Genomic DNA, 24,032 nt, shown 5'->3' with positions numbered 1-24,032 from the left:
GGCTGTGCCCCATGGCATCCGTCGAGCTCCGCGTGTTCACCGAACCCCAGCAGGGTGCGACCTACGACGACCTGCTGGCCGTCGCACTCGAGGCCGAGACGCTCGGCTTCGGTGCCTTCTTCCGCAGCGACCACTACCTGCACATGAGCGGGGACGGGCTGCCCGGATCGACCGACGCGTGGACGACGCTGGCGGGCCTGGCGCGCGACACGACCACCATCCGGCTCGGCACGATGATGACCAGCGCGACCTTCCGTCATCCGGGGGTGCTGGCGATCCAGGTGGCGCAGGTCGACCAGATGAGTGGGGGCCGGGTCGAGCTCGGCATCGGCGCCGGCTGGTTCACCCAGGAGCACGCGGCCTACGGGATCCCGTTCCCCGACACCCGTGAGCGCTTCGAGCGCTACGGCGAGCAGCTCGAGCTGATCACCGGGCTGTGGGCGACCCCGCTCGGCGAGCGCTACACCTTCGAAGGTGAGCACTACCAGCTCACGGACAGCCCGGCGGTGCCGAAGCCGGTGCAGACCTCGGGACACCGCGGCGGCCCGCCGGTGCTGATCGGCGGCCTCGGCGCGAGGAAGACGCCGGCCCTCGCGGCGTCGTACGCCGACGAGTTCAACCTGCCCTTCGTCGACGAGGAGACGACCGCGCTCCAGTTCGGCCGGGTGCGGCGGGCCGCGGAGGCGATCGGCCGCGACCCTGACGACCTGACGTGGTCCAACGCCCTAGTGCTGTGCGTCGGGTCCGACGAGGCGGAGATCGCCCGTCGGGCGGCAGCGATCGGCCGGGAGGTCGACGAGTTGCGAGCCAATGGCCTGGCCGGCACGCCCGAGGAGGTCGTCGACAAGATCCGGCGCTACGCCGACCTCGGCGCGCAGCGGATCTACCTGCAGACCCTCGACCTCACCGATCTGGACCACCTGCGCCTCGTGGCGAGCGAGGTCATGCCTCACGTGTGAGGCTTCGAGGCTCGCCCCTCAACCACCGCGTCGCAACGGATGAGCGATAGGCTGGTGGTCATGACTTCTGCACCCTTCGGCACCATGCTCACGGCGATGGTGACCCCCTTCCGCGAAGACGGCTCCGTCGACCTGGATGCGGTGCAGAAGGTCGCCAAGTACCTGGTGGACAACGGCAACGACGGCCTCGTGGTGTCCGGCACCACCGGCGAGTCGCCGACCACCACCGGTGCGGAGGACGGCGAGACCCTCGCCGCGGTCAAGGACGCCGTCGGCGGCCGCGCCAAGGTCGTCGCAGGGGTCGGCACCAACGACACCCGCCACTCGGTCGAGCTCGCCCGCCAGGCCGAGAAGGTCGGCGCCGACGGGCTCCTGCTCGTCACGCCCTACTACAACAAGCCCAGCCAGGCAGGCGTCCTCGAGCACTTCCGCCAGGTCGTCGAGGCAACCGCCGTCCCGGTCATGCTCTACGACGTCCCGGGCCGCACCGGCACCAACATCGCCCTCGAGACCTACTCCGCCGCGAAGCAGTGGGACACCGTGATCTCCGTCAAGGAGGCGACCGGCGACCTCCCGCGCACCGCGGAGCTCGTCGACCTCGGCTACTCGGTCTATTCCGGCGACGACGTCAACACGCTCGGCTACCTCGCCTACGGCGCGGTCGGCCTCGTGTCGGTCGTCGGTCACGCCGCCGGCTCCCAGCTGCGCTCGATGATCGACACCTTCCGCGCCGGTGACGTCGCCGGCGCGCTCGCGATCCACACCCGGCTGATCCCGGCGTTCGAGGCGATCATGGGCGTGTCCAACTACGGCGCGACGACCGCCAAGGCCGCTCTGGAGCTTCTCGGTGTGCTCGACAACAGGTCGGTCAGATCACCGTTGATGGCCCTCGATGGGGCCGAGGTCGCGGCCCTGCGCGCCGGTCTCGACGCGGCGGGTCTCCTCTGATGTCGCACCCGCACCCCGAGCTCTCCGCACCGCCGGCGCTGCCGAAGGGCGGTCTGCGGGTCATCCCGCTGGGCGGCCTCGGCGAGGTCGGCCGCAACATGACCGTCTTCGAGTACGACGGCCGGCTGCTCGTCGTCGACTGCGGCGTCCTCTTCCCCGACGACCACCAGCCGGGTGTCGACCTGATCCTCCCCGACTTCGGCCCGATCCGGGACCGGCTCGACGCGATCGAGGCGATCGTGCTCACCCACGGGCACGAGGACCACATCGGCGCGACGCCGTACCTCCTCCGTGAGCGGCAGGACATCCCGCTCGTCGGCTCGGAGCTGACGCTGGCACTGGTCAACTCCAAGCTGCGGGAGCACCGGCTGCGGCAGACGCCGTTCTACACGGTCAAGGAGGGGGAGAAGATCACCTTCGGCCCCTTCGAGCTGGAGTTCGTCGCGGTCAACCACTCCATCCCCGACGCCCTCGCGGTCGCGATCCGGACCGGCGCGGGACTGGTGCTCCACACCGGCGACTTCAAGATGGACCAGCTGCCGCTGGACGGCCGGATCACCGACCTGCGGGCGTTCGCCCGTCTGGGGGAGGAGGGCGTCGACCTCTTCCTCACCGACTCCACCAACGCCGAGGTCCCCGGCTTCACCACGCCCGAGCGCAAGATCACGCCTGTCCTCGAGCAGGCGTTCGCGGAGTCGCAGCAGCGCATCATCGTCGCCTGCTTCGCGTCCCACGTCCACCGGGTCCAGCAGGTCCTCGACGCCGCGGTGAAGCACAACCGCAAGGTCGCCTACGTCGGCCGCTCGATGGTCCGCAACATGGCGATCGCCCGCGACCTCGGCTACCTCAACGTCCCCCCGGGTGTCATGGTCGAGGCCAAGGAGCTTGCCAACCTGGCCCCCGAGCGCCAGGTGCTGATCTCCACCGGCTCCCAGGGTGAGCCGCTGTCCGCGCTGGCGAGGATCGCGCAGCGCAACCACCACTTCGTGCACCTGCAGGAGGGCGACACCGTCGTCCTCGCCTCCAGCCTGATCCCCGGCAACGAGAACGCCGTCTACCGGGTCATCAACGGCCTCTCGCGCCTCGGCGCCCGCGTCGTCCACAAGGGCAACGCCCTGGTCCACGTCAGCGGTCACGCCAGCGCCGGCGAGCTCCTCTACTGCTACAACATCGTCAAGCCGCGCAACGTCCTGCCGGTCCACGGCGAGGTCCGCCACATGCTCGCCAACGGCGACCTGGCCCGGCAGACCGGTGTCGAGAACGTCGTCTACGCCGAGGACGGCGTCGTCGTCGACCTCGTCGACGGTGTCGCGTCCGTGACGGGCAAGGTCGAGTGCGGCTACGTCTTCGTCGACGGGCAGTCCGTCGGCGACGTGACGGAGTCCGAGCTCAAGGACCGCCGGATCCTGGGGGAGGAGGGCTTCGTCTCGGTGATCCTCGTGGTCGACTCCGTGAGCGGCAAGATCTCCGCGGGCCCCGAGATCCACGCCCGCGGCCACGCCTGGGCCGACTCCGACTTCGAGCCCATCAAGCAGCCCATCATCGACGCCGTCAACCGAGCGCTCTCCGAGGGCACCACCGACTCCTACCAGCTGCAGCAGGTGGTTCGGCGCACCATCGGGCGCTGGGTCAGCAACGCCCACAAGCGCCGGCCCATGATCATCCCGGTCGTGGTTGAAGCCTGAGCGACGCCCGGCACGCACGCTGGCGGCGTTGTCGCCGCTTGACGACCGCTTCGCTTCCAAGGTCGCCTGCGCGGCTCCGCCTTGCCAGCGCACGCGCCGGACGCCGCTCAGCATTACCGCGCGTGTTGTCCCTGTGACTGATGGGACTTGTGGGTAGTTTGTGAACCATGGCGACCCGTACGTCTTCCCCGACGGCGTCGCGCAGCAGGACCGGGTCGACCTCACGCTCGAGTGGCGCGAAGAAGGCCTCCAGCTCGCGATCCCGTAGTACGACCAGCAAGTCGACGACCAACAACACGAGCAAGAAGCGACCCGCGGCCAAGAAGACCGCGGCACGTCGCCCGGCTCCGCGCGCCGTGCGGAGCGGTCCCGGACCGGTCGCGCGGCTCTTCACTGGCCTGGGCCGCGGCATCGTCGCGGTCTGGCTCGCGTTCGCCCATGGCATCGGCGCGGTCGCCCGCGGCGTGGGCCACGGTGCCCGCGACATCGAGAAGGAGCAGCGCCGCGACGGCCTCGGCCTGCTGCTGTGGGCCGTCGCCCTCATCATCGCTGCCGGCGTGTGGTTCGAGGTGCCCGGCGGCGTCATGGACTTCACCCGCACGGTCGTGTCGGGCACCGTCGGCAAGATCGGCTGGTTCGTCCCGCTCCTGGTGCTGCTCGCCGGGTGGCGGATCATTCGTGATCCGGTCGGCAACGGTCCCGCCGGGCGCCAGGTCATCGGCTGGTCGGCGCTGTCCTTCGGCCTGCTCGGGATCGTGCACATCGCCAATGGCAGCCCTGAGCCCGTCCAGGGCGACACCTCGGCCCTGCGCGAGGGCGGCGGCGCCGTCGGGTACGTCGTCTCGGCCCTGCTGCTGGACCTGCTCCGCGCCCCTGCTGTCGTGGTCGCCCTGCTCGCGCTGCTGGGCTTCTTCGGCGTCCTCGTCATCACGGCCACGCCGCTCTACCGCGTCCCCGACCGGCTGCGCGATCTGGCTGACACGCTTCTCGGACGTCACCACGACGACGCGGGCGACGACACGCAGCTCTTCAACCTTGACGACACCTTCGAGCGGATGGGCGACCCCGCCTACGACTCGCCGGTCCTCGCAGAACCCAAGAAGCGGCGTCGCAAGAAGGACGCGGCCGTCGAGGAGTCGATGGAGCTCGAGGAGCCCATCGACCTGCCTCTCGTCGACGACGAGCCCGTCATGCCGGGCCTGTCCGAGGCCGGGATGAGCGCACTGGAGTCCCGCGCCGCCGCGAAGGCCGCGCGCGCCGACGCCGACGAGACGGGCGACCTCGAGCCGCCGCCCCATGCCGACCTGCCGCAGCGCGTGGAGCAGCTGGCCCTGTCGGGCGACATCGTCTACACCCTCCCCGATGCCTCCGCGCTCAAGCCGGGCGACCCGCACCGGGCGCGCTCCAAGGCCAGCGACGAGGTCGTGATGAGGCTGCAGACCGTGCTCGACGAGTTCAACGTCGACGCCCAGGTCACCGGCTACACCCGCGGTCCCACGGTCACCCGCTATGAGATCGAGCTCGGCACCGGGGTCAAGGTGGAGAAGATCCTGGGCGTCCAGCGCAACATCTCTTATGCCGTCGGGTCCGAGGACGTGCGGATCCTCAGCCCGATCCCCGGCAAGTCGGCAGTCGGCGTGGAGATCCCCAACAGCGACAAGGAGATCGTCTCCCTCGGCGACGTGCTCCGGTCCAATGTCGCCCGCAACGACCACCACCCGCTGGTGTCCGGTCTCGGCAAGGACGTCGAAGGCGGCTTCGTGGTCGCCAACCTCGCGAAGATGCCGCACCTGCTCGTCGCCGGTGCCACGGGCTCCGGCAAGTCGAGCTTCATCAACTCCATGATCACCTCGGTGCTGATGCGCTCCACGCCCGACGAGGTCCGGATGATCATGGTCGACCCCAAGCGGGTCGAGCTCAACGCCTACGAGGGCGTGCCGCACCTGATCACGCCGATCATCACCAACCCCAAGAAGGCCGCCGAGGCGCTCGAGTGGGTCTGTCGCGAGATGGACATGCGCTATGACGACCTCGCGAACTTCGGCTTCCGCCACATCAACGACTTCAACAAGGCGGTGCGCGAGGGCAAGGTCGAGGTGCCCGCCGGCAGCGAGCGGGTCCTGACGCCGTACCCCTACCTGCTGGTCATCGTCGACGAGCTCGCCGACCTGATGATGGTCGCGCCCCGCGACGTCGAGAGCTCGATCGTCCGGATCACCCAGCTCGCCCGTGCCGCCGGCATCCACCTGGTGCTGGCCACCCAGCGTCCGTCGGTGGACGTCGTGACCGGTCTGATCAAGGCCAACGTGCCGTCCCGGCTCGCCTTCGCGACCTCCAGCCTCGCCGACAGCCGCGTCATCCTCGACACCCCGGGCGCCGAGAAGCTCGTCGGCCAGGGAGACGGACTCTTCCTGCCGATGGGCGCGTCGAAGCCGATCCGGGTCCAGGGGGCCTGGGTCACCGAGCAGGAGATCCACCAGGTCGTCAAGCACTGCAAGACCCAGCTCGAGCCGAGCTATCGCGAGGACGTGACGGCGCCGGCGGCCAGCAACAAGGTGCTCGACGACGACATCGGCGACGACATGGACCTCGTGGTCCAGGCCATCGAGCTGGTCGTCTCCACGCAGTTCGGCTCGACGTCGATGCTGCAACGCAAGCTCCGGGTCGGCTTCGCCAAGGCCGGCCGGCTGATGGACATCCTCGAGAGCCGGGGCGTCGTCGGACCCAGTGAGGGGTCCAAGGCACGTGACGTCCTGGTCAAGCCCGACGAGATCGACGCCGTGATCATGACCATCCAGGGGGAGGCGTGAGCAACATGTCCAAGACCACCGAGCGCTCCCAGCACGAAACGCCCGCTGCCTCCGGTCAGCAGGTCGAGGTCCGCCGCAACGCGGCGCTGTCCGCCGCCGTCGGCGGCATCTCCGCCCTGCTGACCATCGCCTTCGCCGCCCGTGCCCTCACCGGCGGCACGGCACTGGATTGGCTCGCGCTCGCCGTGCTGGCGGTCGTCACCGTCGCCCACGCCGCCGCACTCGTCGACAGCCGCGCGCCGCTGCTGGTCGCGGACGACCACGGCGTCCGCTTGCGCGAGGGATCGCGCTGGCAGGGCATCTCGTGGCCGGAGATCGACTGCCTCGAGCACCTGCCCCGTCGCGGCCTGCTGCACGACGGACACCTCCTCGTCGACGGGTACGACGGACAGCAGCTCGTCGTCCCGCTCACCCTGGCCACGCGGCTGGCCGGCACGGACACCTCCTCGCTCAGCGACGACCTCGCCGCGCTCGCCGACGGCCGCGCCGACGTGGTCGAGGTCGTCCCGGGGCTCGACGAGGAGCCGGAGCGACCGCGCCCCAGCGTGCCGACGCTGAGCGACCTCTACCGCGACGAGGACGCGCCGACCCTCGCCGGTCAGGGCGGCATCGCCGCCCGCGTCACCGCCGGCCTCGACGGTGACGCGCCGACCCGGGGAGAGGACCAGGTCACCGACCAGCCCGACCGGGCCGACGGGGGCGCCGAGGCGCTCGTCGCGGAGCCGGTGGCCCGCGAGGGTCTGCGCGGCATGGCCGCCGACGAGCTCGACCGCCTGCGCGACCGGATGGCCGCGATCCGCGAGGCCCGACAGGGTCCGGACGCGGGGGAGACCGCGGACGTCGAGACCACCGACGAGATCCTGCTGGACGAGGCCGACACGGAGTCGACCGGCGAGATCGCCGCCGTCGCGGCGGACGAGCCCGCCCCCGAGCCGGGGCGGACCACCGTGCTCGCCGCTCGTGTCGAGCTCGAGGGATCCCCGCGCCCGACCGTCGCCGCGACGCCCGGCGCCGACGTCACGGCCATCACCACGGTGCTCGACGACCTCACCGTGCGGCCGGCCCTCGACCCGGTCGTCGGGACCGAGATCTCAGCCGCGCGCGAGCGGCTGCGGCTCACCATCGACCAGCTCGCCGACCGGACCCGCATCCGCCCCCACGTCATCGAGGCGATCGAGGTCGACGACTTCGGGCCGTGTGGCGGCGACTTCTATGCCCGCGGTCACCTGCGGACCCTCGCCCGCGTGCTCGGCATCGACGCAGGCCCCCTCGTCGCCTCCTACGACGAGCGCTATGCCCACGCGCCCGTCGACCCGCGCCGGGTCTTCGCCTCCGAGCTCGCGACGGGCACGGGTGGCCCGATCCGCAGCACGCGCGGTGGCCGCAATTGGTCGGTGTTGATCGCCTTCGTGATGGCCGGCATCCTCCTGTGGTCGGTCGCGCGTCTGGTGCTCGACGGACCTGCGACGGTCGGCGACACCCCGGCGATCATCAACCGCAACGGCGTCTCGCAGTCCGCGAACGTGCAGGGTGACCCGGTCAAGGTCACGCTCACCGCGGCGGGCGGCGGCGCACAGCTGGTGGTGCGCGACGGCGCCGGCGACGTCGTCTTCGACGGCAATCTCGCCTTCGGCCAGACCTCCGTGCTCCAGGTGGTCGCCCCCGTGCGGATCTGGACCTCCGACGGTTCGGTGACCTACGCGCTCGGCAAGGACGACGCCCAGGCGCTGGGCGACACCGGGGCCGAGGTCTCCAAGACCCTGGTCGCCCCCTGAGGGCAGCACGTGGGGCAGCACGTGGGGCAGCACGTGGGGCAGCACGTGGGGCAGCACGAGGGATAGCACTGACGAATCCCGGTCAGACGGCCGGTCCGAGTAGGCTCGACCGGCCATGACCAGCACACCCACGACTCCTGTCTCGGTCGCGCTGCTCACCCTCGGGTGCGCGCGCAACGACGTCGACTCCGAGGAGCTGGCCGGCCGACTGGCCGCCGACGGGTTCGCGCTGGTCGAGGACCCCGAGGACGCCGACACCGTGGTGGTCAACACCTGCGGCTTCGTCGACGCGGCCAAGAAGGACTCGATCGACACCCTGCTCGCCGCCGCGGACCTCAAGGAGACGGGCCGTCCCCAGGCGGTCGTCGCCGTGGGCTGCCTCGCCGAACGCTACGGCGCCGAGCTGGCGACCTCGCTGCCCGAAGCGGACGCGGTCCTCGGCTTCGACGATTACCAGGACATCTCGGGCCGACTCCGCTCAATCCTCGCCGGCGAGAAGCCGCATCCGCACACGCCGCAGGACCGGCGCAAGCTGCTGCCGATCACGCCGTCCGAGCGGCAGGCCGTCGCGGACGCTTCGGCCACCACCGACTTCCGCCGCCGGCTCGACAGCGGGCCGATGGCACCGCTCAAGCTCGCGAGCGGCTGCGACCGACGGTGCACCTTCTGCGCGATCCCGATGTTCCGCGGCTCCTTCGTCAGCCGGCGCCCGTCCGACGTACTCCTGGAGGCGCAGTGGCTGGCCGGGGAGGGCGTCAAGGAGCTCTTCCTGGTCTCCGAGAACTCCACGTCCTACGGCAAGGACCTCGGCGACCTCGGCCTGCTCGAGACGATGCTCCCGGAGCTGGTCGCGGTCGAGGGCATCGAGCGCGTGCGGGTGTCCTACCTGCAGCCGGCCGAGACCCGGCCCGGTCTGATCCGTGCCATCGCCACGACGCCCGGCGTCGCGCCCTACTTCGACCTGTCCTTCCAGCACGCCAGCGCGACGGTGCTGCGCCGGATGCGCCGCTTCGGTGACCCGGACAGCTTCCTCGGCCTGCTCGACCAGGCCCGGGCGCTCGCTCCGGAGGCCGGCTTCCGCTCCAACGTCATCGTCGGCTTCCCCGGGGAGACCGAGGCGGAGTTCCAGACGCTGTGCGACTTCCTCGTCGCGGCGCGGCTCGACGTCACGGGCGTGTTCGGCTACTCCGACGAGGACGGCACGGAGGCCGAGACCTTCGACGGCAAGCTGGACGAGGACGAGATCTTCGCCCGCGTGCAGCACCTGACCGACCTGGTCGGAGAGCTCACGAGCGAGCGGGCGGCCGAACGGGTCGGCTCGGTCGTCGAGGTCCTGGTCGAGGAGATCGACCCCGACGAGACCGGTGACGGCACCGTGGAGGGTCGTGCGGCCCAGCAGGGCCCCGAGGTGGACGGGACGACCCGCGTGGTCGGCGTCCCCGGAGCCCGGATCGGTGACATGATCCGCGCGGTGGTCATCGACACCGACGGCGTCGACCTGATCGCCGAACCGGCAGGAGGCGAATGATGAGCCAGACCTCGGGCGCCCCGGCGCCGACGAAGCCCAGCAACTGGAACCTCCCCAACGCGCTCACGGTCCTGCGGATCGTGCTGGTGCCCGTCTATGGCTGGGCCCTGCTGCACGACGGCGGTGAGTCGATCGAGTGGCGCACCATCGCCTGGGGCATCTTCTTCGTCGCGATGATCACCGACAAGATCGATGGCGACATCGCTCGTGCGCGCAACCTGATCACCGACTTCGGCAAGATCGCCGACCCCATCGCCGACAAGGCGATCACGGGTATGGCCTTCATCGGCCTGTCGATCATCATGGACACCTGGTGGATGTGGACGATCACCGTGATCGTCCTGGTCCGGGAGTGGGCGGTCACGCTGCTGCGCCTGTCGGTGCTGAAGGCCGTGGTCATCGCCGCCGCTGCCAGCGGCAAGTGGAAGACCGCGACCCAGGCGCTCGCCCTCGGCTTCCTGACCCTCCCGCTGCGCGAGGTCGGTGACGAGGTGGAGTGGCTCGACGTGCCCGGCGAGATCACCTGGTACGTCGCGATCGCGCTCCTGCTCGCCGCGTTCGCCCTCACGCTCTGGTCGGGCTACGAGTTCTTCCGCGACGTGTGGCGCCAGCGCGACGTCATCCGCAAGTCCTCCGCGACCTGAGGGCGGTCGCCGGTGTCTGTGCGGCGCCGTTGAGATGCCGGCACCGTTTCTTCACCGAATCGTTGCATGAGTTTTCCCAAGGACCTTGTCAGACAGCAGGGTCCGGGGCTTAGGGTCGGGACCCTTCCCACCGTGACGCCGCTCGGGCTCGCGCCGCGGTTCTTGCTTTTCTCGCCCCCGGCTCGGAAGAAGATCGATGCGCTCTTCGAAGCAGTTCCTGTTCGGTTCCCTCGGCGTGGCCCTCGCGGTCTCGGGCCTGACGGCGCTGGGTGCCGTCCCGGTCCAGGCCAGTGTCTCGACCAAGATCGCGGACTTCCCCTATTCCCAGAACTGGTCGAACGCGGGGTTGATCACCACGAACGACGACTGGTCGGGAGTGACGGGAGTCGAGGGGTACCTCGGCGACTACACCGGTTCGTCGCCGACGGCAGTCGACCCGCGGACGCTGACGGCGGAGACCCTCGGGGTCACTGATGTCATCGCCAACAACGCGGCGGCGCTCAACACGTTGTCCTCGGGCGGCGTCATCGAGTCGGAGTTCAACCAGGCGATCGCGTTGCAGGGGAGCGGCACGGCCGACGCACCGAACCTCGCCTTCCACCTGGACCTGACTGGTCAGCCGGGCGCGACGCTCGCCTTCAACGCACGTGATCTCGACGGTTCTGCGGACGACGCCGTTCAGCCGATTGCTGTGCAGTATCGGGTCGGGAACAGCGGGGACTTCACCAACCTGCCGGCCGGCTACATCGCCGACGCGACCGACCCGGGCACCGCGACGAAGGTGACCCCGGTGAGTGTGACGCTGCCGGGTGACGCCGCCGGCGCGGCCGACGTCTACGTTCGGGTCCTGACCACGAACGCCGTCGGCAATGACGAGTGGGTCGGCATCGACGACGTGTCTGTCACCACCGACGGAGAGGTCGAGCCCGACCCGCTCGCGGCGACCGACCCGGGCGACAAGACCTACACCCAGAACCAGGCGATCACGCCGCTGCAGCTGGCCGCGACCGGCGGCACGCCGCCCTACGAGTGGGCAGTCACCGGCGGGACGCTGCCGGACGGGCTCGAGCTCTCGGCCTCCGGCCTGCTGACCGGTACGCCGACCACGGTCACCCCGGCGCCGGTGGAGATCACGGTCACCGCGACCGACGACGTCGATGCCACCTCCGAGGCGACGTTCACGATCACCGTCGCCGAGCCCCTCGCGATCACGCCGATCGCCGAGCTCCAGGGCACCGGCGCGCGGTCGCCGTTCGCGCCCGAGAGCGGCAACGGCACCGGCGACGACGTGAAGTCGACCGAGGGCGTGGTCACCGCGGCCTACTACACCGGTGGCTTCAACGGGCTCTACATCCAGACGCCCGGCGCCGACACGACCGACGCGTCCGACGGCATCTTCGTCTACGGCGGCTCGACCAACGGCAACCTGCCCGCCGGCCTCGAGGTCGGCGACTCCGTGCGGGTCACGGGCCGGATCGCGGAGTTCTTCGACCTGACCCAGATCGTGCCGTCCAGCGCGAGTGCGGTGACCGAGCTCGAGACCTCCCTCGGCGTCGTGACCCCGCGGGCCATCGCCTATCCGACCACCGCGGAGGAGCGCGAGCTGCGTGAGGGCGAGCTGCTCGCTCCGAGCGACGACTTCACGGTCAGCAACAACTACTCCACCAACCAGTACGGCGAGATCGGCCTGGCGACCGGCGACCTGCCGCTGCGCCAGCCCACCGAGTTCGCCGATGACGACGACCAGGCCGCCCTCGACGTCATCGACGCCGACAACCTGGCGCGCGGCGTGGTGCTCGACGACGGTGCGACCACGAACTTCTTGTCGAACCAGAGCACGAAGGCGCTCCCCGTCCCGTACCTCACGGTGACCGGCGGCACGGCCAACCCCAACCCGCCGCGAGTCGGTGGTCCGGCCGACCTGCACGCCCCGGTGATCCTCGACTGGCGCAACAACGCGTGGAAGTTCCAGCCGCAGGGCCAGGTCGTGCTCAACGGCGCCGACGTGGTGACGTTCGGCACCGACCGCGCCGACAACCTGACACCGATCGACGTGCTCGGCGCCGACGGCGACGTCAAGATCGCGACCTTCAACGTCCTCAACTACTTCAACACCACCGGTGAGGCCTACGCCGCGTCCGGTCCGCTGCAGAACCCGCCGCTCGACACCTTCTGCACCTACTACACCGACCGCGGCCCGGGCGGTGACAACGGCACCGACGCCAGCGACCGCATCGGCAACAACTCCTGTGGTGTGCGCCTGCTCGACGACCCGAGCACCCCCGCCAACGAGGCGACCACCAACGACGGCCGCGGCCCGCGCGGAGCGGCGACCAGTGCCAGCCTCACGCGGCAGGAGACCAAGCTCGCCAACACGATCGTCGCGATGGATGCCGACGTGATCGGCCTGGAGGAGATCGAGAACTCGATCAAGCTCCCGGGCGAGGCGAACCGCGACGACGCCGTCGCCAACCTGGTCGCGCTGCTCAACGCCGTCGAGGGTCCCGGGACGTGGAAGTACGTCAAGAGCCCCGGTGAGTCGACGACCGCCTCGGCCGTGGCTGAGCAGGACGTCATCCGCTCGGCGTTCATCTACAAGCCCGCCGCTGTGTCGCCGGTCGGCCAGTCCGACATCCTCTTCGGCACCGACGAGTTCGCCAACGCCCGCGAGCCGCTGGCCCAGGCGTTCAAGAAGACCGGTGGTCTGGACTCGGACGCCTTCGCCGTGATCGTCAACCACTTCAAGTCCAAGGGCGACAACCAGAGCCCGGCGCCGCCGGCCGACGGCGACAACACCAACTCGCCCTACTTCGGTGCGTTCAACGGTGACCGGACCCGCCAGGCCACGCGCCTGCTGGAGTTCGCCGACGACTTCGCAGCGGACCGAGGCATCGACGCGGTCTTCCTCGCCGGCGACTTCAACTCCTACTCGGAGGAGGACCCGATCACGGTCCTCGAGCAGGGTGGCTTCGAGCTGGTCGAGTCCACGGACGACCCGGCGGAGGAGAGCTACTCCTTCTCCGGCTACAGCGGGTCCCTCGACCACGTCCTCGGCAACGAGGCGGCGGTCGGCCTGGTGACCGGCGCGGACATCTGGGAGATCAACGCCAACGAGGCCATCTCCTACCAGTACAGCCGCTACAACTACAACGTCACGAACTTCTGGGAGCCGACGCTGCCGTTCGGCACGTCCGACCACAACCCGGAGGTAGTGGGCCTGGACCTGCCGGACGCGACGGAGCCGTCGTACAAGGAGATCCAGGTCGTCGGCACCAACGACTTCCACGGTCGTCTCCTGCCCGACGGCGGCAATGCCGCCGGTGCGGCTCCCTTCGCGACGGCCGTGGAGGAGCTGCGCACCGACAACCCCAACACGGTGTTCGTCGCTGCCGGTGACCTCGTGGGCGCGTCGACCTTCGAGTCCTTCGTCCAGGACGACGAGCCGACCATCGAGGCGCTCAACGCCATGGGGCTGGAGGTGTCGGCGGCCGGCAACCACGAGTTCGACCGCGGGTACGCCGACCTCGAGGGCCGCATCCGCGACCTCGCCGACTGGCAGTACATCGCCAGCAACCTCGACTACGCGGGCATTCCCACCGAGGACCAGCTGGCTGAGACCTGGGTCAAGGAGATCGACGGAGAGCGGATCGGCTTCGTCGGCGCCGTCACCGAGGACCTCCCCGCGCTGGTCAACCCGACGGGCATCGAGGGCATCACGGTGACCGACATCGTCGACGCCACCAACGCCGCCGCCGCGTCGTTGCGCTCTGCCGAGAACCCGGGCGGACCGGTCGACCTCGTCGTCCTCCTGGTCCACGAGGGCTCGCCGACCACGGACTGTGCGTCGGCCAGCTTCACCGATCCGGCCACGGTCTGGGGCAATGTCGTCCAGAACACCTCGGCCGACGTCGACGCGATCATCTCGGGACACACCCACCTCGCCTACAACTGCAAGTACCCGGTCGCGGACTGGGCGGACGAGGGACGTGCCGTCACCCAGCGTCCGGTGGTCTCCGCCGGTCAGTACGGCTCCAACCTCAACCGCCTCGTCTTCAAGTTCGACGAGGGCACCGGCGAGCTCGCGGTCATCGACCAGGACATCATCGCGACGGCCGGCGTCGGCTACGAGGCCGACCCGACCGTCCAGGCGATCGTCGACGACGCCGTCGACTTCGCCGAGGAGAAGGGCAACGACGTCCTCGGCCAGATGGACGGCTCGTTCAAGCGCGCGTCCTACACCTCCTCCGCCGGTGCCACCGAGAACCGTGGCGGTGAGTCGACGCTGTCCAACCAGGTGGCCGAGGTGCAGCGCTGGGCGACGGAGGAGGCGGGCGTCCCGACGGACATCGCCTTCATGAACCCCGGCGGCCTGCGCGCCGACATGCTCGGCTCGGCCAACGGCGGCGACCCGACCCTGCAGGACCTGACCTACCGCCAGGCGGCCGACGTGCAGCCGTTCGCCAACACGCTGGTCAACCTGAAGCTCACCGGCGCCCAGTTGGAGACCGTGCTCGAGCAGCAGTGGCAGCGCACCGCCACCGGCGGCGTGCCGTCGCGACCGTTCCTGCGGCTCGGCGTGTCCGAGGGCTTCACCTACACCTACGTCGAGGCGCCGGTCAAGGTGGAGGCGCCGAACTCCGCCCCGGTCAACACCTTCGCCGGCGAGGTCACCGGGATGTGGCTCAACGGCGAGCCGGTCGACGCCGCGGCCACGTACTCCGTCACCGTCAACTCCTTCCTCGGTGGCGGTGGGGACAACTTCTGGGAGTTCGCCAACGGCACCGGCAAGGTCGACACCGGCCAGGTCGACCTCCAGGCGATGGTCGACTACATGGGCCAGTACGACGAGGCGAACCCGCTCCCCGTCGACTACGCCCAGCGTGCAGTGGAGCTGACCTTCCCCGAAGCGGCTCCGGCGACCTACGGCGAGGGTGACACCCTGGCCTTCGACGTCGCCTCGTGGTCGATGACCGCGGCCGGTGACGTCCAGGACACCCAGCTCGAGCTCCGCAACGGCGACACCGTGCTCGGGACCTTCCCGGTCACGAACACGGCCGGCACGACGCCCTATGACAACGCGGGCACCGCGTCGGTGTCGGTCACGGTCCCCGACCTGCCCGACGGCGTCCAGGAGCTCACGCTCCACGGCCCGGCGACCGGCACGTCGATCCCGGTGCTGATCGAGGTCGACGACGTCATGGACGTCCAGATCGTCGGCACGAATGACTTCCACGGTCGTCTCCTGGTCGACGAGTCGCCGGCGACCGCCACCTGCGACACGGTGCTGTGCCCGGCGGCAGTGCTGTCCGGCACGGTCAAGCAGATGCGTTCCGAGAACCCCAACACGGTGTTCGTCGCCGCGGGCGACCTGATCGGTGCGTCGACGTTCGAGTCGTTCATCCAGGACGACGAGCCGACCATCGACGTCCTCAACGAGGCCGGCCTGGAGGTCTCGGCCGCCGGCAACCACGAGTTCGACCAGGGCTACGAGGACCTCGTCGGTCGGGTCCAGGACCACGCCGACTGGGAGTACCTCGCCGCCAATGTCGAGGAGCCCGAGGGGCGCGACGACCTCGCCGAGACGTGGACCAAGGAGTTCGGCGACATCACCGTCGGCTTCGTCGGTGCCGTCACGGAGGAGCTGCCGTCGCTGGTGAGCCCCGATGGCATCGAGGGCCTCACGGTGACCGACATCGTCGACGCGACCAACGCAGCGGCGGCAGACCTGCGGGCGGGGGGAGCCGACGTCGTCGTGCTGCTCGTCCACGAGGGCTCCCCGTCGGTCGACTGCGCCTCGCCGAACTTCACCAGCGAGGGGACGGTCTGGGGCAACATCAGCCAGAACGTCTCCTCCGACGTGGACGCGATCGTGTCGGGACACACGCACCTGGCCTACAACTGCTCCTTGCCCGTGCAGGACTGGGTCGACGAGGAGCGCTCCGTCACGGAGCGTCCGGTGGTCTCCGCCGGTCAGTACGGCCAGAACCTCAACAAGCTGGTGTTCTCGGTCGACACCGAGACCGGTGAGGTGGTTGCGAAGACGCAGAGCATCGTCGCCCTCAACGCGAGCTCGCCCAGCGACCCCGCGGTCGAGACCATCGTCAACGACGCCAAGGCGGTGGCAGAGGTCCAGGGCGCGGTCAAGATCGGCGAGCTCGCCGCGCCGTTCAACCGGGCCCGGGTCACCGGCAGCACCGACCCGAACCGTGGCGGTGAGTCGACCCTGAGCAACCAGGTGGCCGAGGTCCAGCGCTGGGCGACGGAGAAGCCGGAGTCGGGCTCCGCGCAGATCGCGTTCATGAACCCGGGCGGCCTGCGCTCGGACATGGCCGGCCAGCTCGACGGCGACACGCGTGAGCTGACCTACAAGGGCGCCGCGGTGGTCCAGCCGTTCGCCAACACGCTGGTCAACATGGACCTCACCGGTGCTCAGATCGAGACGGTCCTCGAGCAGCAGTGGCAGCGACAGGCCAACGGGACGGTGCCGACGAGGCCGTTCCTGCGACTCGGTGTGTCCCGGGGCTTCACCTACACCTACACGGAGACACCGACGACTGTCAGCGGCACGGCGACCTTCGAGGGCGAGGTGACCGGGATGTGGCTCGACGGTGAGCCGATCGACCCGGCGGCGACGTACTCGGTGACGGTCAACTCGTTCCTCGGCTCCGGAGGCGACAACTTCCGCGAGTTCGCCAACGGGACCGGCAAGGCCGACACGGGCAAGATCGACCTGGCGGCGATGGTCGACTACATGGCGGCCTTCGCTGCCACGGAGCCGCTGCCGGTGGACTACAGCCAGCGTGCGGTCGAGGTCGAGTTCCCGGCGAACGCGCCGGAGAGCTACGAGCCGGGCGGCGAGGCGGCCTTCGCGGTCGGTTCGCTCGCGATGACGGCTCCCGGTGACGTCACGGATGACGAGATCGTCGTGACGCTCGGGGATGAGCAGCTCGGCACCTTCACGGTCGACAACACGGTCGGCACGGAGCGCTACGACTCCTATGGCACGGCTGCGGTCGACGTCACGCTTCCTGCGGACCTGACGGAGGGACCAGCGGTCCTGACGCTGACCGGAGCGGAGACCGGCACCGAGGTGCTGGTGCCGATCGAGGTCGTGGAGCCGCTGCCGGTGATCGTCAACTACGCCGCGCCGAAGGTGACCGGCACGCCGCGCATGGGCAAGACCGTGACGGCCGACGAGGGCACCTGGGCGCCCGAGCCGACCGGCTATGCCTACCGCTGGTTCGCGGGCGGTGTGGAGATCGCGGGTGAGACCGGCCGGACGCTGAAGCTCCGCAAGCCGCAGATCGGCAAGCGGATCACCGTCGAGGTGACCGCCTCCGCCGACGGGTACGCCGAGGCCTCGCTCACGTCCGCGCCCAGCGCGGTGGTCGCCAAGGCCGCCGTCACGGTCAGTGCCCGGGTGGCGCCCAGCCCCGTGATCGTCAACCGGTCGAGTGTCGCCGTCGGCATCCGGGTCACGAACCCCGACGGCCTGACGGTCGCCGGCCAGGTGACGGTCAAGGTCGCCGGCAAGACGGTGACCGGCCGGCTGGTCGACGGCAGGGTGACGATCCGCATCGGGCGGATGCCGACCACGGGGCTGAAGCGGGTCTACGTGACCTACCTGGGCAACGCGGTGATGGCGGCGCGGAGGGTGATCACCTCCTTCACGGTGGTGCGGCGCTGAGCGGACCGACGCGGGGACGACCGGTCCCGGGCCCGGCATCGACGTGGTGCTCAGCTCGGGACCGGTGCCGCCGATGAGGTCATCAGGCGAGCACCCCTGCCGCCATGTCGGAGCGTGGTGCCATGATCGAGGCAGCACGTCGGGTTCGGCCCGTCGGGCGTCGGAAGATTCGGCGACCCGGTAGCGTTGGACCCAGGACGTCGACCTTGATCAGCCCTCGGAGAGGAGAACGAGATGGTGCTCTTCCGTCGCTCGCTCGGTGACATCCTGCGCAGCCGTCGCACCGAGCTCGGTCTCACGCTCCGCGAGGTCTCGGGCTCGGCCCGCGTCAGTCTCGGCTACATCTCCGAGATCGAGCGCGGTCAGAAGGAAGCCTCCTCGGAGCTGCTGGCCTCGCTGTGCGACGCACTCGAGGTGCCACTGTCCGATGTCCTGCGTGACGTCGCCGATGCGGTGGCGCTCGAGGAGGCTGCACTCGTCGCGGCCGCCCCGACGCCGATCATCGCGCGCCGGCCCGACGAGGTCGTCGCCTCCGCAGCCTGACAGGTGTTCCCGCACCGTCAGGTGTCTGTCGCCCGCGGCTGGCAGCGCGGGCACCAGTACGTGGTGCGCATCGTCGGCGCCCGGCCCACCGACCCCGCTTGCACCGTCGTCCGGCACCGCCGACAGGGCTGACCCTGGCGGCCATAGACCCACAGGGGGTTGCGCCGGTCACCCGTCGTGACCGGTCGGCCGTAGGTCATCGCGGCCTGCAGCATCAGCCTCGCCCTGGCGAGGAGTCGGGCGGGGTCGGGGACCGCAGCCACGGGAGACAGGGGGTGTGCGCCCTGCACGAAACAGGTCTCGGCCAGCCAGATGGTGCCGATGCCGGCGACCACCCGCTGGTCGAGGAGGGCCTCGCCGAGCACTCGGCGCGGGTCGACCAGCAGTCGCTCGAGCCCCTGCGCCGCCTGCTCCGCCGTCCACGTGCCCAGCAGGTCGGGCCCGAGGTGACCGATCACCGATGACTCCTGGGCGGTCGGCAGCAGCTCGACGAGTCCGAGCAGCACGCCGACGGCCTCCACGCGTGCCGAGCGGAGCACGACCCGCACGTCCGGGGCGGGCGCCGGCCACCGGCCTCCCGGGGCGATGACCCGCCAGCTGCCCTCCATCTTGAGGTGCGTGTGCAGGGTCAGGTCCTCGCCGGCGGCCGTGGTGAGACGGGTGAGCAGGTGCTTGCCGTGGGTGGCGGTGCGGTGCACCTCGGCGCCCGCGAGGTTGCTCGTGGCCAGCTGCGGGACGCGCAGGTCGCTCGCGGTCAGCCGCTCCCCGGCCAGGGCACGATCCAGCCGGTCGGCGGTACGGCGGACCGCGTCGCCCTCAGGCACGGATCCGCAGGCCCCGCGGTGTGGCGACGAACCCGGCCGCGGCCAGGGCGTCGCGGAGCGGGCCACCGCTGCCGAGCAGGGCGGTGCCGTCGGCGCGCTCGACGGTCAGCTGGCCGAGGGTGCCGCCCCGGACGGCCGCCGACAGCGCCTCGGCCGCCGGGCCGAGTCGCTCGGGATCGTCGGCCCAGGTCAGCAGGGTGCGACCGCCGCGCTCGACGTAGAGGACGAGGTCGCCGTCGACGACGATCACCATGGCGCCGGCCTTGCGTCCCGGCCGGTGACCTGCCGAGGTGGCATCGGCGACGGTCGGGCTCTCCGGCCAGGCGAGCGCCGCACCGAAGGGGTTGGCCGGATCGGTGGCGGCCAGTGCCACGGCAACGGGCTTGCGGGGGCTGGCCGGGCCGCCGACGGCCCAGGGGTCGGCCGCCGCCGCCGGTTCGGTGGCATCGCGCAGGCTCCGTAGCCGGTCGACCGCACCGGGCGTCGCGAACTGGGCGGCGCCGAGCCCCTCGACGAAGTAGCCGCGCCGACAGCGTCCGGACTCCTCGAAGGCGGCGAGCACGCGATAGACGGCCGCGAAGCCGCCGGGCACCCGCTCGGCGACGACCGCGCCCCGGGTGACGACCCCGTGCCGCTCGAGCAGCTGCTCGGCCACGGCGTGGGCACGGCGGGTGGGGTCGTCGTCGACGACCGGCAGCAGCGCCCATCGGCCGGCGGTCTCGGGCGGGCCGGTGCGCGCCACCCGGCCGGGACGGGCCGGCGCGCGGCGGGACTTGTGGGCGCCACGCCCCGAGCGGGTCAGGGCCCGCAGGGGAGCGAGGGTGTCGCCGGCGACGTGGCCTGACCACGCCAGCTGCCAGAGGCTCGCCGAGAGGGTGGCGTCGTCGGGCGGATCGAGGCCGTCGTCACGGCAGGACCGGGCGACCTGGTCGGAGAGCTGGCGGAAGAACCACGCACCGCCGTGACCGAGCGCGGCGAGGATCCGATCAGCGAAGGGGTCGTCGACGTCGCTCGGCGAGGGCAGCGTCAGATGGGCGCGGTCGGCCAGGTGCAGCGACACCCAGCCGTCGCTGCCGGGCAGAGCGCCGTGGCCCGCCCAGACGACCTCGCCGGTCGCGCTGAGCTCATCGAGGAGGGCCGGCTCATAGTCGCGCACCCGAGACGGGAGGACCAGTGTCTCCAGGGCGCTGGCCGGGATGACGGCGCCCGCGAGCTGCTCGACCACGCCGAGCACCCCGTCCACACCGCGCGGACCACGACCGCCGCCGGACGCCGAGCCGGTCGAGACGCGTTGCCAGGCGGTGGAGAAGCGGGCCAGCGTCGCATGGTCGACCGGCTCGATCTCGTGCCGCAGTCGGGCGAGCGAGCGCCGGCGCAGACGTCGCAGCACCTCCGCGTCGCACCACTCCTCACCGGTGCCCACCGGTCGGAACTCGCCGGAGAGGACCCGGCCGGAGGCCTCCAGCCGCTGGAGGGTGTGGCGGACGACCGCCACGCCCAGGCCGAGACGCTCGGCGACCTCCGTGATCGTGAAGGGGCCGTGGGTCCGGGCGTGGCGACCCACCAGGTCGGCCAGCGGGTCGTCGACGGGCTCGGTGAACACGGCCGGCGTGCCGGGCGGGACGGGGACGCCGAGACCGTCCCGGAGGCGCGCGACGTCCTCGACCGCCGCCCAGCTGGGCCCGGCCGGCATCCGCACGGGCACGGCCCGGCGCGCGGCGCCGAGCTGCTCGAGCCACTCCGGGACCGGCGCATCGGGCCGCGCCCGCTCCCGGATCTCGTCGTCGGTGAGCGGCCCCAGGAGGCGCAGCAGGTCGGCGAGGCCCTCGGCATCACGCACCCGGCGGTCGGCGGCGGTGCGCTGCAGCTCGGCCTCGACCTCGGCAAGGACCTCCGGGTCGAGCAGCTCGCGGAGCTCGGCCCGGCCGAGGAGCTCGGCGAGCAGACCCTGGTCGAGGGTGAGCGCGGCCGCCCTGCGCTCGGCCAGCGGCGAGTCGCCCTCATAGACGAACTGGGCGACGTAGCCGAACATCAGGGTGCGGGCGTAGGGCGACGGCTGGGTCGTCTCGACGTCGACGACGGCGACCTCACGTCCCTCCACCCGCCGCAGCAGCGTGGTGAGGCCGGGCAGGTCGTAGACGTCGTTGAGGACCTCCCGGACCGTCTCCAGCACGATCGGGAACGACGGATAGCGGGCGGCGACCTCGAGCAGCGCGGAGGCCCGCTGGCGTTGCTGCCACAAGGGGGAGCGTCGACCGGGGTCGCGCCGCGGCAGGAGCAGGGCTCGGGCCGCGCACTCGCGGAAGCGCGCCGCGAACAGCGCCGATCCGCCGACCTCACGGGTGACGAGGTCGTCGATCTCGTCGGGGGAGAAGGCGATCAGCTCGCCGCCCGGCGGCTCGGCGTCGGTGTCGGGGATGCGGATCACGATGCCGTCGTCGGAGGCCATCGCCTGTCCGTCGACGCCGTGCCGCTCGCGCAGGCGGGCGTTGATGGCCAGCGCCCACGGCGCGTGCACGGCCATGCCGTAGGGGGAGTGGACAGCCAGGCGCCAGTCACCGAGCTCGTCGCGGAAGCGCTCGACGAGGATCGTGGTGTCACTCGGCAGGACGCGCGTCGACTCGACCTGCTCGCGCAGGTAGCCGATCAGGTTGCTGGCCGCGTTGGCGTCGAGGCCGACACCGGCGGCACGCTCCGCCGCCTCGACGTCGCTCAGTCCGGCCAGCTCCCGGGTGAAGGCGCCGATCGCCTCGCCCAGCTCAGTGGGCCGGCCGGCGGTGTCGCCCTTCCAGAACGGCAGTCGTCCGGGGACGCCGGGCGCCGGTGTCACGATCACGCGGTCGTGGGTGATGTCCTCGATCCGCCAGCTGGTGGCGCCGAGGGCGAAGACGTCGCCCACCCGGCTCTCGTAGACCATCTCCTCGTCGAGCTCGCCGACGCGGCGGTTGGCGCCCTCGCCGACGAGGAAGACGCCGTAGAGGCCGCGGTCGGGGATGGTGCCGCCACTGGTGACGGCGAGTCGCTGCGCGCCGGGGCGTCCGGAGATCCGTCCGGTGACCCGGTCCCACGTGATCCGGGGACGCAGCTCCGCGAACTCGTCGCTCGGATAGCGCCCGGCCAGCAGGTCGAGCACCGCGTCGAAGGCGGAGCGGGGAAGGCCGGCGTAGGGCGCGCTGCGCCGGCACAGGGCATAGAGCTCCTCGACGTCCCACTCCTCCACGGCAGCGGCGGCGACGACCTGCTGGGCGAGCACGTCGAGAGGGTTGGCGGGCACGCGGAGCGACTCGATGCCTCCGCTGCGCATCCGTTGCACGGCAACCGCTGCGGGCGCGAGATCCCCGCGGTGCTGCGGGAAGAACACGCCGCGCGAGGTCTCGCCGACCTGGTGCCCGGCGCGACCGACCCGCTGGAGCGCGCTGGCGACGCTTGGCGGGGAGGCGATCTGCAGGACGAGGTCGACCGCACCCATGTCGATGCCGAGCTCGAGACTGCTGGTCGCGACCACCGCGGGGAGCCGGCCGGCCTTGAGGTCGTCCTCGACCAGGGCGCGCTGCTCCTTGGAGACCGATCCGTGGTGGGCGCGGGCGAGCAGCGGCGGCGCACCCGCCGCGGCCCCGGACTGCGCCATGACCTGCGCGGGCGGGGAGATGCCGTCGACGGTCGCCTCCGCGGCGATCTCGTTGAGCCGGGCCGTCATCCGCTCCGCCGTACGGCGACCGTTGGTGAACACGATCGTCGACTGGTGCTCGCCGATCAGCTCGGCCACCCGCTGCTCGACGTGAGGCCAGATGCTCGCCCGCGCCGGCGGTGCGGTCGGGTCGTCATCCTCGCCAGCATTGTTGGGCTGTCCGAGCTCGGTCATGTCCTCCACGGGCACCTCGACCCGCAGGTCCCACTGCTTGTGGGCGGGCGGCGCCACGATCGCGACCGGCTCGGCTCCGCCGAGGAAGCGTGCGACCTCCTCGGTCGGGCGCACGGTCGCCGACAGTCCGACGCGCTGTGCCGGCCGGGCGAGGAGCTGGTCCAGCCGCTCGAGGGTCAGCGCGAGGTGGGCGCCACGCTTGGTGCCCGCCACGGCGTGGACCTCGTCGAGGATCACGGTCTCGACGTTGCGCAGCGTCTCGCGCGCCTGGCTCGTCAGGATCAGGAACAGCGACTCGGGTGTCGTGATCAGCACGTCCGGTGGACGGCTGACCAGGCGGCGGCGCTCGGCGGGGCTGGTGTCGCCCGAGCGGATGCCGACGGTGACCTCCGGCATCTGCTCGGCGCCGAGGCGCTCCGCCGTCTGCCGGATCCCCACGAGCGGTGCCCGCAGGTTGCGCTCGACGTCGACGGCCAGCGCCTTGAGCGGGGAGACGTAGAGGACCCGCGTGCGCGCCTTGCGGTCCTCGGGCGCCGGGGTGGTCAGAAGACGGTCGATGCCGGCGAGGAACGCGCTGAGGGTCTTGCCGGATCCGGTGGGCGCGACCACGAGGGTGTGGCGTCCCTGCCCGATGGCCTCCCAGGCACCCGTCTGCGCGGCCGTCGGCGCAGCGAACGCGGCCTCGAACCAGGCGCGGGTGGGCGCGCTGAAGCCGCCGAGCGCCCCGGCTGGGTCGCTCGGCGCTCCACGGCCGCCGGTGTCCACGT

General features: G+C 71.2%; 11 protein-coding genes. 9 read left to right on the top strand and 2 right to left on the bottom strand.

All coding sequences use genetic code 11. The features are described 5' to 3' along the window. Positions 1-11: 11 nt before the first annotated feature. From E9934_RS06125 to E9934_RS06085, 9 genes are all read left to right on the top strand, one after another. On the top strand, positions 12-959 hold the full coding sequence (locus E9934_RS06125) for an LLM class F420-dependent oxidoreductase (RefSeq protein ID WP_136562005.1): 948 nt from the start codon (positions 12-14) through the stop codon (positions 957-959). A 60-nt stretch (positions 960-1,019) separates the two neighbouring features. Next, entirely contained in the window at positions 1,020-1,907 is an 888-nt protein-coding gene (dapA, locus tag E9934_RS06120) for a 4-hydroxy-tetrahydrodipicolinate synthase (protein WP_193556874.1), read from the top strand. Beyond that, on the top strand, positions 1,907-3,592 hold the full coding sequence (locus E9934_RS06115; protein ID WP_136562003.1) for a ribonuclease J: 1,686 nt from the start codon (positions 1,907-1,909) through the stop codon (positions 3,590-3,592). The genes dapA and E9934_RS06115 overlap by 1 nt, the downstream gene beginning before the upstream one ends. A 167-nt stretch (positions 3,593-3,759) precedes the next feature. Further along, positions 3,760-6,402: a DNA translocase FtsK gene (locus E9934_RS06110; RefSeq protein ID WP_136562002.1), complete on the top strand. Its 2,643-nt coding sequence runs from the start codon at positions 3,760-3,762 to the stop codon at positions 6,400-6,402. Between the two features lie 5 nt (positions 6,403-6,407). Next, positions 6,408-8,177, top strand: a complete 1,770-nt coding sequence (locus E9934_RS20020) for a helix-turn-helix domain-containing protein (RefSeq protein WP_202977213.1) — start codon at positions 6,408-6,410, stop codon at positions 8,175-8,177. Positions 8,178-8,292: 115 nt separating this feature from the next. Continuing rightward, the gene (rimO, locus tag E9934_RS06100; RefSeq protein ID WP_136562001.1) at positions 8,293-9,705 is read left to right on the top strand and encodes a 30S ribosomal protein S12 methylthiotransferase RimO; all 1,413 of its coding nucleotides are present in this window, start codon (positions 8,293-8,295) and stop codon (positions 9,703-9,705) included. Continuing rightward, complete coding sequence (gene pgsA, locus E9934_RS06095) at positions 9,705-10,349, top strand: CDP-diacylglycerol--glycerol-3-phosphate 3-phosphatidyltransferase (protein WP_136562000.1); 645 nt, start codon at positions 9,705-9,707, stop codon at positions 10,347-10,349. Before rimO ends, pgsA begins: the two co-directional genes overlap by 1 nt. A 196-nt stretch (positions 10,350-10,545) precedes the next feature. After that, positions 10,546-18,036: an ExeM/NucH family extracellular endonuclease gene (locus E9934_RS06090; RefSeq protein WP_136561999.1), complete on the top strand. Its 7,491-nt coding sequence runs from the start codon at positions 10,546-10,548 to the stop codon at positions 18,034-18,036. Positions 18,037-18,270: 234 nt separating this feature from the next. Next, positions 18,271-18,579 carry a helix-turn-helix domain-containing protein gene (locus E9934_RS06085; protein WP_136561998.1) on the top strand — a complete coding sequence of 103 codons (309 nt, stop codon included), beginning with the start codon at positions 18,271-18,273 and terminating at the stop codon, positions 18,577-18,579. 17 nt (positions 18,580-18,596) lie between these two features. On the opposite strand, the gene E9934_RS06080 is transcribed toward E9934_RS06085, so the two are convergent. Continuing rightward, positions 18,597-19,403 carry a DNA-formamidopyrimidine glycosylase family protein gene (locus tag E9934_RS06080; protein ID WP_136561997.1) on the bottom strand — a complete coding sequence of 269 codons (807 nt, stop codon included), beginning with the start codon at positions 19,401-19,403 and terminating at the stop codon, positions 18,597-18,599. Further along, the gene (locus E9934_RS06075; RefSeq protein ID WP_193556873.1) at positions 19,396-24,030 is read right to left on the bottom strand and encodes an ATP-dependent helicase; all 4,635 of its coding nucleotides are present in this window, start codon (positions 24,028-24,030) and stop codon (positions 19,396-19,398) included. Before E9934_RS06075 ends, E9934_RS06080 begins: the two co-directional genes overlap by 8 nt. Positions 24,031-24,032 lie beyond the last annotated feature (2 nt).

It is taken from the genome of Nocardioides caeni (genome assembly GCF_004912195.1).
GTDB lineage: Bacteria > Actinomycetota > Actinomycetes > Propionibacteriales > Nocardioidaceae > Nocardioides > Nocardioides caeni.
Note: the sequence above shows the minus strand (reverse complement) of the source record. Positions and strands in the feature narration are given on the sequence as shown.